Raw genomic sequence first — 15,847 nt, forward strand, 5'->3', positions numbered from 1 at the left:
CGAAGGCTGCTTCTGCGAAAGCGCAGCGAGCATCAAGCAGCTTCTGGTGTCGAGGTTCGTTGAGTGAAGACGATTTTTTTCAATTCAGGTACGCAGGAACCGCAGTTGGTACCGCATTTCAATTTTTTTTGTAGTACAGTCAAGGCGGCATCCGGTGCATCCGACATGCCCATGAGCGCATCGTTGATTTCGGTTTCCGACACATTGAAGCAATTGCAGACTATGCGACCACGCGCCTTGAAATTCTGCGGTGCCTTGGTCGATGGCATCAGCAACAAACGACCTAGCGTTGCCACCGATTGCTCGCCTTCCAGATAATCCTTCAACCAGCGCTCGGCAGAAATATCACCCGCCAAAGCAACCGCCTGCAACTTGCCATCGTTCACCAGGATATGACGCGAGTTACCACGCTTGCTATCGTCATAGCGCAATACTTGTGTACCGGCTATGCCGAACTTGGTTTCGATTTCTGCCATCAATTCAGCGCTGGCTGCGTAATCGTCTGCCGCGCGGAACAGCACGCCGACTTTATCGCGACCGAACAAGGTGCACGATGCGTAGGCAAACTGGCGCATCATGGGACGCAATGCGGATTGCAGATTCAGTACTTGCGCTTCATCCACCCAACCGAAGGCAATAAAACGCCACGGCAATTCCACTTTCAAAATCTTCACCGCCGTATGCTTCAACTCAGGCTGCTTGGAATCAGCATCGTAGGCTGGCGATGTCAGCGAATTGACGCCGTGCGTACCCGCACCATCACTGCCGCGACCAGATACATATTCCTCGCCCCAATGCATGCCGATGAAAGCCTGTCCGGCGCGCATATCATCCCCAACCGCTGCAGGAAAGATCTGCGAACCGAATTTGCTGGTGACATGTACCAGATCACCTTGCTTGAACAAGCGTCTATCCATATCGACCTGCGACATCACTATCGCTGGCTCTGCCGCATGTGAAAACAATTGCGCCACCGTACCGCTACGACTCATGCCATGCCATTGATCGCGCAGGCGTCCGGTGGAAAGATGGAAGGGAAAGCGTGAATTAATCGGATCGCTTACCGGGTGATAAATCGTATTGACGAACTTGGCACGGCCGCTCGCAGTCGGGAAGATGCCGTCTTCATACAAACGCTTTTTGCCGCCGTTGGCACCATCAGGAAAAGGCCATTGCTGTGGCCCCTGCTCTTCCAGCATCTTGTAACTCAAGCCGGTGATATCCAGATCGCGTCCGCGTGTCGATTCGCGATGTTCGTTCCAGACGTCTTCCGTGCACTCATAGGGAAAAAGCGTATCGCGGCTGACCGTAGCAATGCGCTGTACTTTGCCCGCGGCATGACTTGCCATCGTCTCTTCCAGCTTGCGTGCAAAGCGTACGGCGATTTCCCAATCGTGCAAGGACTCAGCCAGTTTCGGCAAGACAGATTTGAAACGCGTGATACGGCGTTCAGAGTTGGTAACCGTGCCTTCCTTCTCGCTCCACGTCGTCGCCGGCAACAACACGTCTGCATAATCGCAAGTCGCTGTTGTCTTGTAGGCCTCCTGCACGATGACCAGCTCTGCATGCTGCAATGCTTCACGGATCATCTTTTGCTCCGGCATCGATTGCGCCGGATTGGTACAGACTATCCACAGAATTTTGATTTCGCCGGTGCGTACTGCATCGAACATTTCCACCGCGCTCTTGCCTGCTTTTTCCGGCACATCATCGACGCCCCACAATGCAGCGATCTCGGCACGATGTTGCGGGTTCGCCAAATCACGATGTGCTGATAGTTGATTGGAAAGACCACCAACTTCGCGCCCACCCATCGCATTCGGTTGCCCTGTCAGCGAGAACGGACCCGCACCTGGCTTGCCGATTTGATGTGTCGCCAGATGCAGATTAATCAGTGCCGCATTTTTCGCAGTGCCGGACGACGATTGATTCAAACCCTGGCAGTAAAGTGACAAGGATGCTTTCGATGTACCAAACCAGCGTGCCGCCTGCATCAAGTCCGCCTCGGTAATGCCGCAGGTATCAATGACGAATTTCGGCGTGTAATCGCGCACGGTGTGCTTCAGTTCTGCGAAGCCTTCTGTATGCGCTGCGATGAAATCGGCATCGATCAGGTTTTCCCACAGACAGATATGCAGCATGCCGTTAAACAATGCGACATCGGTACCAGGAAGAATAGGCAGGAACAAATCCGCTTCGCGCGCCGTATCGGTGCGACGTGGATCGGCGACGATGACTTTCAGATTTGGATTGGCTTTGCGCGCATCTTCTATGCGGCGATACAGAATCGGATGCGCGTAAGCGGTGTTGGAGCCGACGATGAAAATCACTTCTGCATGATCGATATCTTCGTAGCATGCGGGCGGTGCATCGGCACCCAAGGTTTGCTTGTAACCAGCGACGGCGCTGGACATGCACAAGCGTGAATTGGTATCGACGTTATTGGTGCCTATCAAACCCTTGGCCAGCTTGTTAAAGACGTAATAATCTTCCGTCAGCAATTGACCAGACAGATAAAAGCCCACACTGTCCGGCCCGTGATCGCGTATCGTCGCCGCAAATTTGCTGACGATAAAATCCAGCGTGGTGTCCCACGATGCACGTTCACGTTCATCGCCACGTGCCAGACGTAATTCCGGATACAGCGCACGCGCCTGCTGCTGCAAGGCCGGACGTGCTGTCAAATGCAAGGTACTGCCCTTGGTGCACAAGCGACCAAAGTTAGCCGGATGATCGGGATCACCACGTACGCCGGTTACCTTCTCGCCATCGCTTTGCACGAGCACACCGCAGCCTACCCCGCAATAACAGCAGGTGGCTTTGGTTTCGGTCAGCGGCGATTCATTTGCATGCCTCGCCTCTAAACCGGCAGCAGAAGGCATGGGCGCGTTCATGCAGCGGCAGCCTCACTGATCGTGATGACTTTCAATTCCGCCGCATCCAGATAAACCAGCCCAGCTTCTACCTTGACGCTGAATTTTTGCGTGCAACCTTCATCCGGTGCAACTGCACAGCCGGAATCCAGTTGGATATTCCAGTTGTGCAAGGGACAGGCAACACGTTCACCGAACACGATGCCTTGTGATAAGGGACCACCTTTGTGCGGACAACGGTCCAGCAAGGCGAATATTTTGTCTTCGCTATTGCGGAAGATGGCAACGTTAGGCTGATGGTCACGATGCACGACACGGGAACCGAGTACCGGAATGTCTGTAACCTTGCAGATGACTTTCCATTCGTTAGACATGACTGGCCTTGATAAAAATTATTCTGTTTTTAAATAATCAAACCGACAAAGGTTCGAACTGACGCGTATCGACCATCGCTTTTTCCGGTTCGTGCCACGGATCTGGTTCACCTTCCAGCGAGAACAGCAAACGTTCATACAAGGCTTTGCGATTCGCTTCATCCTCGACGACTTTCTGCTTCGCATGCTCCAGACCAACGCGCGCCAGATAATGCACAGTGCGCTCCAGATACCAACCTTCTTCGCGATACAGTTGCAGGAAGGCACCGGCGTATTCCAGTACTTCTCCATGCGTTTTCAGCTTGACGAAGAATTGCGCAACTTCGGTCTTGATGCCGCCGTTGCCACCGACATAAATTTCCCAACCTGAATCGACACCGATCACACCGACGTCCTTGATGCCGGATTCTGCGCAGTTACGCGGACACCCAGAGACAGCCAGCTTGACCTTGTGCGGCGCATACATACGAGCGAGTTGGCGTTCAAGCTGCTGTCCCATCAAGGTCGAATCTTGCGTACCGAAGCGGCACCATTCAGAACCGACACAAGTCTTCACCGTGCGCAAACCTTTTGCATAGGCCAGACCGGAAGGCATGCCAAGGTCGTGCCAGACTTCGCGCAGATCTTCTTTCTTCACGCCGAGCAAATCGATGCGCTGACCGCCGGTTACCTTGACGGTTGGAATCTTGAACTTGTCGACCACATCAGCGATACGGCGCAATTCGGATGAACTGGTCTCACCACCCCACATGCGCGGAATGACAGAGAAGGTTCCGTCTTTTTGAATATTCGCGTGTGCGCGTTCATTGATGTAACGCGATTGCGGATCGTCCTTGGCTTCATGCGGCCAGGTCGAGATCAGGTAGTAGTTGATGCCAGGACGGCAGCTGGAGCAGCCGTTAGGTGTACGCCAGTTCATCCTTGTCATCACGCCTGCAACCGTCAACAACTTCTCGGCCTTGATCGCATCACGTACTTCTTGATGTGTATGGTCGGTACAGCCGCACATAGGCTTGGCTTTGCTTGATGCAGAATAATCGCCACCGGCAGTCGCCATGATGATTTGTTCCACCAGACCGGTACAGGAGCCGCAAGATGCAGAAGCCTTCGTGTGTTTGCGCACGTCTTCTATCGTGAACAAACCTTTTTCCTTGATGGCCTTGACGATGGTGCCTTTGCATACGCCGTTGCAACCACAGACTTCTGCGGTATCCGGCATTGCAGCGGCTTTGGAAAAACCTTCATGACCGACATCGCCCGGACGGCCGACATTGGCTTCACCAAACATCAAGGCATCGCGGATTTCGCTGATGTCCTTGCCTTCGCGTAGCAGATTGAAATACCAGCTGCCATCAACCGTGTCACCGTACAGGCAGGCACCGATCAACTTGTCGTCTTTCAACACCAGCTTCTTGTACACGCCACCGATAGGATCGGACAAAAGGATTTCTTCCGTGCCTTCGCCACCCATGAATTCACCGGCAGAAAACAAATCAATGCCAGTGACTTTCAATTTGGTTGAAGTAACCGAACCTTGGTAACGACCGATGCCGTAGTTGGCCAGATGGTTGGCGCACACCTTGGCCATCTCGAACAATGGTGCAACCAAACCGTAGGCTGTGCCGCGATGGTTGACGCATTCACCGACGGAATAAATACGTGGATCGTAGGTTTGCATCGTATCGCTGACGACGATGCCGCGATTGCAATACAAACCTGTGGATTCTGCCAAGGCGGTATTCGGACGAATACCAACTGCCATCACAACCAATTGCGCCGGCACTTCCAGACCATCGGTGAAACGAATCGCTTGGACATGGCCATCGTCATCACCAATCAGCGCTTCGGTATTTTTTCCCAACAGGAAATTCAGGCCGCGATCTTCCAGTGATTTTTGCAGCATCTTGCCAGCCACATTATCGAGTTGCCTATCCATCAGGCAATCAGACAGATGCACTACTGTGACGTCCATACCGCGCAACTTCAAACCATTGGCAGCTTCCAGACCGAGTAAGCCACCACCGATCACGACAGCATGCTTGTGTACCTTGGCCGCATCTATCATCGCGTTGGTATCTTGAATATCGCGATACGAGATCACGCCTTTCAAATCCTTGCCCGGCACCGGCAACATGAATGGATTGGAACCTGTGGCCAGCAACAATCTGTCGTATGGCGCAATCGTGCCATCGTCAGCGATGACCAAACGCTGTGCTCTATTGATCTGTACTATTTTTTTACCGAGGTGCAGTTTGATTTCGTTCTCTGCATACCAATCGACATCATTGAGCATGATGTCTTGTATCGTTTGCTCACCTGCCAATACCGGCGACAACAGTATGCGGTTGTAATTCGCGTAGGCTTCCGCACCAAAGACGGTAATGTCATACACATCGGGGGCGATCTTGCGCAACTCTTCCAAGGTGCGCACACCAGCCATGCCGTTGCCGACCATGACAAGCTTCATCTTTTCCATCATGCTTCTCCTGAGTTCTTCCTGGTATTTTTTTGTGTTTGTTACGCTGCAACCGGATGCGACTGGCGGTGATACAAGAACTCCAACACGGCAGTACGGTATTGCGCATACAGCGGATCCTGCGCCAGCATCACGCGCTCACGCGGACGCGCCAGTTTCACTTCAAGGATTTCGCCTATAGTGGCGGATGGACCGTTGGTCAGCATGACGATGCGATCCGATAACAAGACTGCCTCATCCACATCGTGCGTCACCATGACCACAGTAGAGCCGGTGGCTGCGACGATCTTCAGCAACTCATCTTGCAAATGCGCACGTGTCAATGCATCAAGCGCGCCGAAAGGTTCATCCATCAACAACACTTTCGGTTCCATCGATAAGGCGCGGGCAATGCCGACGCGTTGCTTCATGCCTCCGGAAATTTCATTCGGACGTTTTTGTTCTGCATGAGTCAAACCGACCAAAGCCAGTGCAGCCTTGGTACGTGTTTTCAATTGCGCTTTGTTCTCAGTCGCACCGAATACGCGCTCCACTGCCAGATACACATTTTCATAACAGGTCAACCATGGCAGCAGCGAATGATTCTGGAACACCACCGCACGTTCCGGTGATGGCCCTGCAATTTCACGATTACCACATAACAACATGCCGCCGGTCGCTTGCGTCAAACCGGCAATCAGATTGAGTAGCGTCGACTTGCCGCAACCGGAGTGACCGATCAAGGTTACGAACTCGCCTTTACCCACGGTCAGATTGACATTGGTCAGCGCGTTGAAAACGCCCTTCTTGGTGGTGAAGGACATTTCCGCATGTTGAATATCGATGAACTTGCTGTTGATGCTATCCATGATGTTTCCTGTATCTGGTTGTATGGTGCGTTTGCGTATTCAGCTTTATTACTCGATCAACTCTTCACATCTTCATAAGTGAAGGCTCTGGCGATGCCGACCAATATCTGTTCGAGTATCAAACCGACGATACCGATCACGACGATGGCGATGATGATGTGCGGCACATTCAAGTTGTTCCATTCATCCCAGACCCAGAAGCCAATACCGACGCCACCAGTCAACATCTCTGCCGCGACGATCACCAGCCATGCAGTACCAATCGCCAGACGCACACCGGTCAACATGTATGGCAACACGGAGGGGAAAAGAATTTTGGTTACGATTTTCCATTCAGACAGCTTCAATACCTTAGCGACGTTCATGTAATCCTGCGGTACACGTTGCACACCGACTGCTGTGTTGATGATCATCGGCCAGATTGAGCAAATAAAAATCGACCAGATCGCAGCAGGATCGGCGGCTTTGAATACGAGCAAACCTATCGGCAACCAGGCCAATGGAGAAACCGGCTTCAACAAGCTGATGATGGGATTGAACATGCCGGACAAAAACTTGAAACGACCGATCATGAAGCCAAGCGGAATACCGACCAGAGCCGCCATGCCAAAGCCCATACCAACACGTTTGAGAGAAGCCAGAATGTTCCAGCCTATGCCTTGATCGTTAGGGCCATTGCTATAGAAAGGATCGGCAAACAAGACGCCCGCAGATTTCAGTGTGACCATAGGCGATGGAATGCCGCTGTTCTTCACTGAAATGATTTCCCATACAAGAACCAGGAAAATCACACCAAAAATCGGCGGCAGTACCGTCAGGAAAAAAGGCTTGAACGAAAACGTTTTTGCCTTTGCCTTAGGCGGCTCTACCGCCAGACTTGCAGCACTACTTTTCACAACAGCCTCCGGTTTCGTACTGGCTTCCATTTCCGGCTTTGCCGTTGCGCTGGTAGGCGCGCTTTCTGCGGGACGCATGATTGCACTCATGATGACTCCTTATGCCTTGATCTTGAATGACTCTGCGTATGCTTTCGGGTTCTTGCCATCCCACACCACGCCATCGATCAGTTTGGAAGAACGCATGACATTTTTCGGGACAGGCACATTGGCCAGCGTGGCCGCTTCCTTGTACAAATCGATGCGATTGATCGATTTGGCCGTACCCAGATAGTCCGGCTCGCCTTTTACCAAACCCCAGCGTTTGTGCTGCGTCATGAACCACATGCCATCCGACAGATACGGGAAGTTGGTTGTGCCTTCGTTGTAAAACTTCATGTAGTTAGGGTCATCCCAGGTTTTACCCAAACCGTTTTGGTAACGACCAAGAATGCGTTGATTGATGACGTCTACCGATGTGTTGACGTAGGACTTGGCAGCAATCACATCTGCCATTTTGTTTTTGTTGGACAAGGATGCATCGATCCAGCGACCGGCTTCCAGTACAGCCGCAGTCAGTGCACGCGCAGAATTAGGGTATTTGGCAACCCAGTCGGATGTCGTGCCCAATACTTTTTCCGGATGATCTTTCCAGATGTCTTGTGTAGTGGCGGCAGTGATACCAATACCGTCAACGATCGCACGATGGCCCCATGGCTCACCTACGCAGAAACCATCCATATTGCCGACGCGCATATTGGCAACCATTTGTGGCGGTGGAACCGTGATGACCTTGGCATCCTTCATCGGGTTAATGCCATACGTTGCCAGCCAGTAGTACAGCCACATCGCGTGGGTACCGGTTGGAAAAGTTTGCGCGAATGTGTATTCGCGTTTTTCCATTTGCATCAGTTTCGCCAGGCCAGGGCCATCGACGGCGCCACCATCTGCCAGCTTTTTGGAAAGCGTAATCGCCTGACCGTTATTGTTCAGGTTCATCAGGATGGCCATGTCTTTCTTGGCACCGCCTACGCCTTCATGTACACCGTAGATCAAGCCATACAAGACATGCGCTGCATCCAGCTCACCATTCACCAGTTTGTCGCGTACACCAGCCCACGACGCTTCTTTGGTAGGCACTATCTTGATACCGTACTTTTTGTCGAAGCCCATCACTGAAGCCATGACGACAGAAGCACAATCGGTCAAGGGAATGAAGCCAACCTTGATTTCTTCTTTTTCCGGCTTATCAGAACCTGCAGCCCAGACACCTTGCGTAGACAAACCACTGAAGGCAGTTGCCGTAATGGTTGCACCCGCTTTCAAAACTGTGCGCCGTGTCATATTGATTTTCCTGTCGTTCGTTGTCATGGTTTCCTCGAAGAGCGGTTCTGATAAACACAAAAAAAAAGACGCCCGGGTCGACACAAGCAGAGCTCATGCGACACGGACGTCTTTGTCCTGATTATCCCGGCCGTCATTGGCCCGAATAATCTTGTTCCTGGTACCGTCGTTGGTACTAACCACTTTCTAGCAATTGATGTGCCAGCGAAAAACTACTTACTTAGCGCGGCTGTCACGTCATCCTTCTCTTATTAACGCTCTCTTTCCGTGCGCCGCATCTATTTAGTGCGGATTCAAGACGACTTCTGGTGCGACTATCGGATTAACCAAGTAAATCCGCAATATCAAGAACACGTTGCGCCAACTCCGATAGCTTCAGATTCTTGTCCATCGCCATGCGACGCAGCTTGGTATACGCCTCGTCTTCGGAAATTTTGTGGCGTTCCATCAATAAACCCTTGGCGCGCTCTATCGTTTTACGTTCAGCCAGCTTGAGTTTGGTATCCGACAACTCCGTCAGCAATTTTTGCTCGGCGTTGAAACGCGCCATGGCCACATCCAATACCGGCTTGATACGTTCAGATTGCAAACCCGCAACGATATATGCCGACACGCCTGCTGCCATCGCAGCTTCCATACTGGATGTGGCCTTGTCTTCGGTAAACAAAACAATGGGACGCCGTGCATCACGTGTTGCCATCACGACATGCTCCAGCACATCGCGTGCATCAGATTCGGCATCGATAATGATCATGTCCGGCTGCATTTGCGCGACCCGTTCTGGCAAATGCAAATCTGCCGGAAATGAGGCGATGATGTTGTAGCCGGCTTCCAGCAGACCTATGCGTAATGCGCGCGTGCGCTCTTCCTGCGCAAGTGCGTGCTCGTCCGGCTCTCCCTCCGGCGTGATGGGATTGACGACAACAATACGTAAAGAGCGCAAATCAGGTTGAGAAGTCTTAGTCATTTCGCGTTCTATTAAGTCGTACTAAATATGATCTTGTCAGAATAAGCTACAATCCATGCAAGAATCACACCATATGTTGCATTTTTCCTGCATCTTTATCCCATGCTTGTTCTCGGTATCGAATCCTCCTGTGATGAAACGGGTCTTGCGTTGTATGACACACAACGCGGCTTGCTCGCGCACGCCCTTTATTCACAAGTAAAAATGCATGAGGAATACGGCGGTGTTGTGCCTGAACTGGCATCACGTGACCATATTAGACGTGCGATTCCCTTACTTGAACAAGTCTTTGCAGAAAGTGGTGTCGCGCACGATGCAATAGACGCCATCGCCTATACGCAAGGCCCTGGTTTGGCTGGCGCATTATTGGTCGGCGCATCTGTCGCTTGCGGTTTGGGCCTAGCCTTGGACAAGCCGATGTTAGGCATACATCATCTGGAAGGGCATTTGCTGTCGCCTTTGCTGGCCAGCGAACCGCCTGAATTCCCCTTCATTGCGCTGCTGGTTTCCGGTGGTCATACGCAATTGATGCGCGTCGATGGTGTCGGTCAATACACGATGCTGGGCGAAACGCTGGACGATGCAGCTGGTGAAGCATTTGATAAATCAGCAAAACTGCTGGGCCTCGGTTATCCCGGTGGACCTGCGATTTCACGCATGGCCGAGTTTGGCGATCCGACTGCCTACAAGCTGCCGCGCCCTATGCTGCATTCCAAGAATCTGGATTTCAGCTTTTCCGGTTTGAAGACTGCTGTGCTGACGGTGGTCAAAAATCAAACCACGAATATCTGCGAACAAGACAAAGCCAATATCTCACGCGCCTTCGTCGATGCCATCGTTGAAGTGCTGACCGCAAAATGCGTCACCGCACTTAAACATACAGGTTTGAAACGCTTGGTCATTGCAGGTGGTGTAGGCGCCAACCAACAACTGCGTGCATCGTTAAATGCTGCCGCTGTCAAAAAGCACTTCAAGGTGTTTTATCCAGAGCTGGAATTTTGCACCGATAACGGCGCGATGATTGCATTCGCGGGCGCGATGCGTTTGCAGATTAATCCAGACGCCGCGAAGAAGGACTACGCCTTCAACGTCAAACCACGCTGGCCGCTGGATAGCATCAGCGAGATTTGAGCGAATTCAGTAAGGAAATAAGCAATCTCTTTGCTTAGGGCTAGCTTGCTCTGGCCCGCTCCATCCATCTGAAACAGATCTGTTCATTATTATCTTTTAGAACGACGCAATACTCAGAGTGTAATGCGAAGAATTACCTTTGCGTGCCGCCGCGCGATTGAGATAAACCCGCACTGTGTAATTCCCTTCGGCTTGCACTTTCTGTTCCCACTGATTCTTGCCATCCATTGCGCTCACGTACAAGGCCACTTCACTCGACGGTGGCAAGACATTGAAATAGGTTGAGGATTTATTGCTGGCTTCCAGTGCCACCGACAAGGTGCCACCTTCTTTTACATGCACGATGTAATCACGTGTGCTTTTGTTCGGGCCTTTAAGCACGCCCTTTAACTTCGCTACGTTTGTGCCATGCACTACAACGAGCTGACTTGGTATCTGCGCCAGCACCACGGACGACATCAATCCCAAGACTAGGCTCAACACACACTTGTGAATGAAACCAGACACCAAGATTTTCATGATCACGCTCCTGCGGCCAAGGTCTGCTTCATCAAACGTAACAATCCGAATGCGCGCACTGTAAATGATGGATTATTTTTTCTTGCTGCCTAGTCGGCTTTCTTTCCCTGCCAACAGATTACCGATATTTTTGCTGTGTCTATAGACCAGCAGAATGCTCATCGCCAACACCGCCAGCAAAATCACATCCGGCCCAAACATCAAACCATAATAGAACGGCGCGAAGATAGCCGCTATCAATGCAGCCAGTGACGAATAGCGGAATGCATACGCAATCACTACCCATGTAATCAAGGTCGCCAGACCCAGCCAGCCATTCAGCGCTAGCAATACGCCCAGCGCTGTCGCCACACCTTTACCGCCGACAAAGCGGAAGAAGATAGGCCACAGATGACCGAGAAAAACAGCAATCGCGACTAGCGCAACGCCATTCTCATGTACACCATAAGCCGGGCCGAATTGCTTGACCAGCCAGACCGCGAGAAAACCTTTAGCGCCATCGCCAAGCAGCGTCAGTACTGCAGCTTTTTTATTACCGCTACGCAGCACATTGGTCGCACCCGGGTTCTTTGATCCGTAACTACGCGGATCAGCCAAACGGAAAAATTTGCTGACAACAACAGCAAAAGAGATCGAACCGATCAGATAAGCACCGATGGCAAACAAAACTGTATTCATACCAACCTTTTTAATATTTCCCTGCACATACCGCGTTCATCACGCTCGTCGTGTCTATTCTGTCAATGCGCAATTGACGGCTGTCGCAGACAATTTTTCTACCAGTATATTCGGCGCTATACCGATCAGATAACCACGCCGTCCGCCATTGATATAAATATGATCAAGCGCAAGGATACTCTGCTCGACATAGACCGGCATTACCTTGCGCGTACCGAAAGGCGACGTGCCACCGATCAAAAACCCTGAATGCCGATTCGCCACTTCTGGCTTGCACGGTTCTACCGACTTGCAGCCGATCTGGCGCGCCAGATTCTTGGTCGATACCTTGCAGTCGCCATGCATCAGGACAATCAGTGGCTTGGCCGCTTCGTCCTGCATCACCAGCGTTTTCACGACATGATGCTCATCTACACCCAGTTTTTGCGCAGAAACCGTGGTGCCACCGTGTTCTTCATAATCGTAAGGATGTTCGGAAAAACCTATACCGTTACGGCGCAACCACAGTGTCGCGGGCGTTTCGGAAATATGCTCTTTTTTGGCCATGCGTGTTACGCTCATCTATAAAATTTGGAGCACATTATGCAACAAGAACTCCGCTTTGCAACCTTCAATGTCTGCAATCTCGCATTGCCGGGCATGAAATTCTATGAAGACCAGATTCCGTATTCTGCCGAAGAATACGATGCCAAGATTACATGGATTGCACAGCAGCTAGACCGACTTGATGCCGACGTCATCGGCTTGCAGGAAATCTTCTCGCAAGCCACGCTAACAGACATACTGGCCAAAACTCAAAAATACCAGAATGCACATCATATAGGCTTCGATCCGGAAGCATCCGCCGATCATCTGACGCCCAGCGTGGCCTTGATCTCGCGCTTGCCGGTCGCAGCCGGCGCCACCACTTACACGCAACTCCCCAACCATCTTGCCATTGATCTACCTGGCGTAAGCCATCCGGTAACGCATTTCACGCGTCCTATCCTGCATGCGCAAATCGAAGTCTCGCCCGAGCTGCTGGTACATGTTTTCGTCTGCCACCTGAAATCCAAACTGCCGGATTACCGCAACGACATCAACGATGATCACCCGGATCAAACCGGCATCGCCATCCTGCGCTCATTGATACGTCGCGGCACCGATGCACTGGGCTTGCGCTACTTGCTGTCCGATTTAAAAAAAGGCAAGCGCGCACCTGTCATTGTCATGGGTGACTTTAACGATGTGGCCGACGCCATCCCGACCCAAATGGTGATGGGACTGGGCAAATATCCGCTTAACGGCGTAGATGATCGTTTGTTTGAAAGCTACCGCATCCAGTCGCGACGCGACCCACTACGCGATGTCGGCTACACACATATTCATGACAGCAGCTACGAGACGATCGACCACATTCTGGTTTCGGAAGAATTTAATCCGACATCGCATGCAGCCATCGGTGAGGTAGTCGAAGTAATCTATCTGAACGATCACATGACCTTGAGACAAGCGCATGAGTCAGATCATGGCTTGGTGCTGGTACGCATACTGTTACATGATAAAACTGTCGAATCAGCTCAACCATCCGAGCAAACCGACTTGCCGTCCGACTGAGTTACTTGCTGGCAGGATCAACGTTGCTTGCATCATCCGCAACATCTGCATCCGATTCATCAGCATCAACTTCAGATGGTTCTGAGCCATCGTCAGGCGAATTGCCTTTTTCCTGCTTGCGCTTCAACTTCTCTTCTTTTTTTCTTTTCTTTTCCAACTCTTTTTGACGCTTTTCGTACTGAAAATTAGGTTTAGCCAAGTGGTCGCTCTTTGAGTGGATGTTCTGTTTAAGGTAGGCAGATGGTCGGAATCATTACTTCGATAACGCGCCATCAATGGGACGAATGCTAGCATGCCACCGCCCTTTGCGTCTTGAAGCAGACAGAGCAAAATTGCCATTGCAGCCTCGAAACGCATCGAAATATCTGGCAAAAATAGGCAATTCAGTCCATTTACATTCTTTTAAGCAACAAAATAAACCGAGGCGTCGACAAAATAATCTACATTAACCGCGCGGATGATGCATCTGATGCAAGCGCTTTAAGCGTTCGCGCGCCACATGCGTATAAATTTGCGTCGTGGAAATATCGGAATGCCCCAGCAATAGCTGCACGACACGCAAATCGGCACCGTGATTCAGCAAGTGTGTGGCAAAGGCATGGCGCAAAGTATGCGGCGACAAAGGCGCATTAATCTCTGCCGCGAATGCGTGCTTCTTGATCAAGATCCAGAACATTTGACGTGTCATGGCACCGCCGCGTGCCGTCACGAACAAGGCATCGTCAATCTGGCCATTCAGGATCGCAGGACGCGCTTCCTTCAGGTAACGCTCTATCCACGCACGTGCCTCTTCACCAAACGGGATCAGGCGCGTTTTATCACCTTTACCTGTCACGCGCAGCACGCCTTCATTCATGCCCACCTCTATCGACTTCAACAACACCAGTTCTGTCACGCGCAAACCGCTGGCATACATCAGCTCCAGCATCGTGCGGTCACGCAAACCCAAAGGTGTTGTCACATCAGGCGCAGCCAGCAAGGATTCCACTTGTGCCTCTGACAGTGTCTTCGGCATGCGTGGCGGCTGTTTGGCCGAACGCATTCTCAGACAAGGATCATCAGTAATTTTGTTTTGACGCAGTGCCAATTGATAAAAGCGTTTGAGCACGGCCAATCGGCGATTCGACGAAGTTGCCTTGGTCTCTGCATGTCGTGCAAAGAAATATGCGTTCAGATCATCAGCATGCGCAGCCAGCAAAGGCTTGTTACGCTCGGCCTGCAGCCACACAGCGAATAAGCGCAGATCGCGTCTATACGCTTCCAGCGAATTCTTGGCCAAACCGTCCTCCAGCCACAAGGTATCGCAAAACTCATCGATCTCGCCTTGGCTGCGCAATGCCTCAACGCTCATCGATAACCTTCCACCATTTCATGTGCCAATAACCAACGTTTCACACCGACGTGAAAACTGGTTTCATCGTCGTAGTGCGAGAAACCGCCGAGACCATTCGCAGCCGTAACGCGGTGACAAGGAATCACCAAGGGATACCAATTCGCACCACAGGCTTGACCGACTGCACGCGGCGCTGATTGCACGCGTCTGGCAATATCACCGTAAGTCAGCACTTTGCCGCGTGGAATTTCAGCAATTGCTTTCCACACCTTGTTTTGAAATGCCGTTCCTATTGGCGCCAAAGGTAAATCGAAACGGAAGTCGGGATCGTGCAGATAACGATCAACCTGCAAGGCAGCTTTTTCCGACAATAGATCGACTGGTTCTTTTTCATCAAAGCTCGCAGGCAAATACACCAACTCGCGCACATGCTCACCTTCCACGCGTATGCCTATTGCACCGAAAGATGCTTCGACGATAGCGGTGAATAAAGATTGGGCAGCGTTCTGTTTCATGGCAATGAATTGAATAAGAGTGCGATAGGACAAGCATAAAGCAACACAGCATAAAATAAAAAAGGCGCATCTCGCGATGCGCCCTCAAATACCTCTACTGTACCCCCGCTGCGTATAGCCTGGGCTATCGCCTCTTTATTGATACAGGTCTCCCCTACTAATCCGGCATCGATGCCGTGTGTGTGTATGCGCCTCTGCTACCAATTCTGTCTTGCGATAATACGCGCCCTGCGCTGAGTGGGACTGATTATAAAAATCAATTCACGAGAAATCAAGCGTTGCGCCAGACTGGATCATAGCCGAGGAAAACAGCTTGTG

The 15,847-nt window shown here is 51.4% G+C and carries 15 protein-coding genes; 2 read left to right on the plus strand and 13 right to left on the minus strand.

Annotated elements, in window-relative coordinates; translation table 11 throughout:
* Nucleotides 1-32: 32 nt before the first annotated feature.
* From AC07N2_RS01380 to AC07N2_RS01410, 7 genes are all read right to left on the minus strand, one after another.
* Nucleotides 33-2,894: a nitrate reductase gene (locus AC07N2_RS01380; RefSeq protein ID WP_494776675.1), complete on the minus strand. Its 2,862-nt coding sequence runs from the start codon at nt 2,892-2,894 to the stop codon at nt 33-35.
* Nucleotides 2,891-3,247 (minus strand): nitrite reductase small subunit NirD, encoded by a 357-nt coding sequence (gene nirD / locus AC07N2_RS01385; RefSeq protein ID WP_494776676.1) that lies wholly within the window; start codon nt 3,245-3,247, stop codon nt 2,891-2,893. The genes AC07N2_RS01380 and nirD overlap by 4 nt, the downstream gene beginning before the upstream one ends.
* A 37-nt stretch (nt 3,248-3,284) precedes the next feature.
* On the minus strand, nt 3,285-5,723 hold the full coding sequence (gene nirB, locus AC07N2_RS01390; protein WP_494778091.1) for a nitrite reductase large subunit NirB: 2,439 nt from the start codon (nt 5,721-5,723) through the stop codon (nt 3,285-3,287).
* A 41-nt stretch (nt 5,724-5,764) separates the two neighbouring features.
* Nucleotides 5,765-6,571 (minus strand): ABC transporter ATP-binding protein, encoded by an 807-nt coding sequence (locus AC07N2_RS01395; protein ID WP_494776677.1) that lies wholly within the window; start codon nt 6,569-6,571, stop codon nt 5,765-5,767.
* 56 nt (nt 6,572-6,627) lie between these two features.
* A complete protein-coding gene (gene ntrB / locus AC07N2_RS01400) occupies nt 6,628-7,557 on the minus strand; it encodes a nitrate ABC transporter permease (RefSeq protein WP_494776678.1) in 930 nt (309 codons plus the stop codon).
* Nucleotides 7,558-7,566: 9 nt separating this feature from the next.
* Complete coding sequence (locus AC07N2_RS01405) at nt 7,567-8,790, minus strand: CmpA/NrtA family ABC transporter substrate-binding protein (protein ID WP_494776679.1); 1,224 nt, start codon at nt 8,788-8,790, stop codon at nt 7,567-7,569.
* Nucleotides 8,791-9,112: 322 nt separating this feature from the next.
* A complete protein-coding gene (locus AC07N2_RS01410; RefSeq protein WP_494776680.1) occupies nt 9,113-9,757 on the minus strand; it encodes an ANTAR domain-containing response regulator in 645 nt (214 codons plus the stop codon).
* Nucleotides 9,758-9,859: 102 nt separating this feature from the next.
* On the opposite strand from AC07N2_RS01410, the gene tsaD reads away from it, so the two are divergent.
* Complete coding sequence (gene tsaD, locus AC07N2_RS01415) at nt 9,860-10,888, plus strand: tRNA (adenosine(37)-N6)-threonylcarbamoyltransferase complex transferase subunit TsaD (protein ID WP_494776681.1); 1,029 nt, start codon at nt 9,860-9,862, stop codon at nt 10,886-10,888.
* Between the two features lie 96 nt (nt 10,889-10,984).
* On the opposite strand, the gene AC07N2_RS01420 is transcribed toward tsaD, so the two are convergent.
* The 3 genes from AC07N2_RS01420 to AC07N2_RS01430 form a co-directional block, all read right to left on the minus strand.
* Nucleotides 10,985-11,407, minus strand: a complete 423-nt coding sequence (locus AC07N2_RS01420) for a hypothetical protein (protein WP_494776682.1) — start codon at nt 11,405-11,407, stop codon at nt 10,985-10,987.
* A gap of 72 nt (nt 11,408-11,479) precedes the next feature.
* Nucleotides 11,480-12,085, minus strand: coding sequence for a glycerol-3-phosphate 1-O-acyltransferase PlsY (gene plsY, locus AC07N2_RS01425; protein WP_494776683.1), 606 nt, complete (start codon nt 12,083-12,085; stop codon nt 11,480-11,482).
* Nucleotides 12,086-12,139: 54 nt separating this feature from the next.
* A complete protein-coding gene (locus AC07N2_RS01430; protein WP_494776684.1) occupies nt 12,140-12,631 on the minus strand; it encodes an aminoacyl-tRNA deacylase in 492 nt (163 codons plus the stop codon).
* 36 nt (nt 12,632-12,667) lie between these two features.
* Between AC07N2_RS01430 and AC07N2_RS01435 the strand changes: the two genes are divergently transcribed.
* A complete protein-coding gene (locus tag AC07N2_RS01435; protein ID WP_494776685.1) occupies nt 12,668-13,681 on the plus strand; it encodes an endonuclease/exonuclease/phosphatase family protein in 1,014 nt (337 codons plus the stop codon).
* A 1-nt stretch (nt 13,682) separates the two neighbouring features.
* On the opposite strand, the gene AC07N2_RS01440 is transcribed toward AC07N2_RS01435, so the two are convergent.
* The 3 genes from AC07N2_RS01440 to AC07N2_RS01450 form a co-directional block, all read right to left on the minus strand.
* Nucleotides 13,683-13,880 carry a hypothetical protein gene (locus tag AC07N2_RS01440; RefSeq protein ID WP_494776686.1) on the minus strand — a complete coding sequence of 66 codons (198 nt, stop codon included), beginning with the start codon at nt 13,878-13,880 and terminating at the stop codon, nt 13,683-13,685.
* Nucleotides 13,881-14,126: 246 nt separating this feature from the next.
* The gene (gene xerD / locus AC07N2_RS01445; protein WP_494776687.1) at nt 14,127-15,032 is read right to left on the minus strand and encodes a site-specific tyrosine recombinase XerD; all 906 of its coding nucleotides are present in this window, start codon (nt 15,030-15,032) and stop codon (nt 14,127-14,129) included.
* Complete coding sequence (locus tag AC07N2_RS01450) at nt 15,029-15,529, minus strand: methylated-DNA--[protein]-cysteine S-methyltransferase (protein ID WP_494776688.1); 501 nt, start codon at nt 15,527-15,529, stop codon at nt 15,029-15,031. Before AC07N2_RS01450 ends, xerD begins: the two co-directional genes overlap by 4 nt.
* Nucleotides 15,530-15,847 lie beyond the last annotated feature (318 nt).

Source organism: Herminiimonas sp. GW821-FHT09C12 (assembly GCF_059416385.1).

What these genes read in the sequence shown, in the direction of transcription:
- AC07N2_RS01410 (WP_494776680.1), bottom strand. Translation starts at nt 9,757, where the DNA reads ATGACTAAGACTTCTCAACCTGATTTGCGCTCTTTACGTATTGTTGTC.
- AC07N2_RS01430 (WP_494776684.1), bottom strand. Translation starts at nt 12,631, where the DNA reads ATGGCCAAAAAAGAGCATATTTCCGAAACGCCCGCGACACTGTGGTTG.
- AC07N2_RS01435 (WP_494776685.1), top strand. Translation starts at nt 12,668, where the DNA reads ATGCAACAAGAACTCCGCTTTGCAACCTTCAATGTCTGCAATCTCGCA.
- nirD (WP_494776676.1), bottom strand. Translation starts at nt 3,247, where the DNA reads ATGTCTAACGAATGGAAAGTCATCTGCAAGGTTACAGACATTCCGGTA.
- AC07N2_RS01420 (WP_494776682.1), bottom strand. Translation starts at nt 11,407, where the DNA reads ATGAAAATCTTGGTGTCTGGTTTCATTCACAAGTGTGTGTTGAGCCTA.
- AC07N2_RS01405 (WP_494776679.1), bottom strand. Translation starts at nt 8,790, where the DNA reads ATGACACGGCGCACAGTTTTGAAAGCGGGTGCAACCATTACGGCAACT.
- xerD (WP_494776687.1), bottom strand. Translation starts at nt 15,032, where the DNA reads ATGAGCGTTGAGGCATTGCGCAGCCAAGGCGAGATCGATGAGTTTTGC.
- AC07N2_RS01380 (WP_494776675.1), bottom strand. Translation starts at nt 2,894, where the DNA reads ATGAACGCGCCCATGCCTTCTGCTGCCGGTTTAGAGGCGAGGCATGCA.
- plsY (WP_494776683.1), bottom strand. Translation starts at nt 12,085, where the DNA reads ATGAATACAGTTTTGTTTGCCATCGGTGCTTATCTGATCGGTTCGATC.
- nirB (WP_494778091.1), bottom strand. Translation starts at nt 5,723, where the DNA reads ATGGAAAAGATGAAGCTTGTCATGGTCGGCAACGGCATGGCTGGTGTG.
- AC07N2_RS01395 (WP_494776677.1), bottom strand. Translation starts at nt 6,571, where the DNA reads ATGGATAGCATCAACAGCAAGTTCATCGATATTCAACATGCGGAAATG.
- AC07N2_RS01450 (WP_494776688.1), bottom strand. Translation starts at nt 15,529, where the DNA reads ATGAAACAGAACGCTGCCCAATCTTTATTCACCGCTATCGTCGAAGCA.
- tsaD (WP_494776681.1), top strand. Translation starts at nt 9,860, where the DNA reads ATGCTTGTTCTCGGTATCGAATCCTCCTGTGATGAAACGGGTCTTGCG.
- ntrB (WP_494776678.1), bottom strand. Translation starts at nt 7,557, where the DNA reads ATGAGTGCAATCATGCGTCCCGCAGAAAGCGCGCCTACCAGCGCAACG.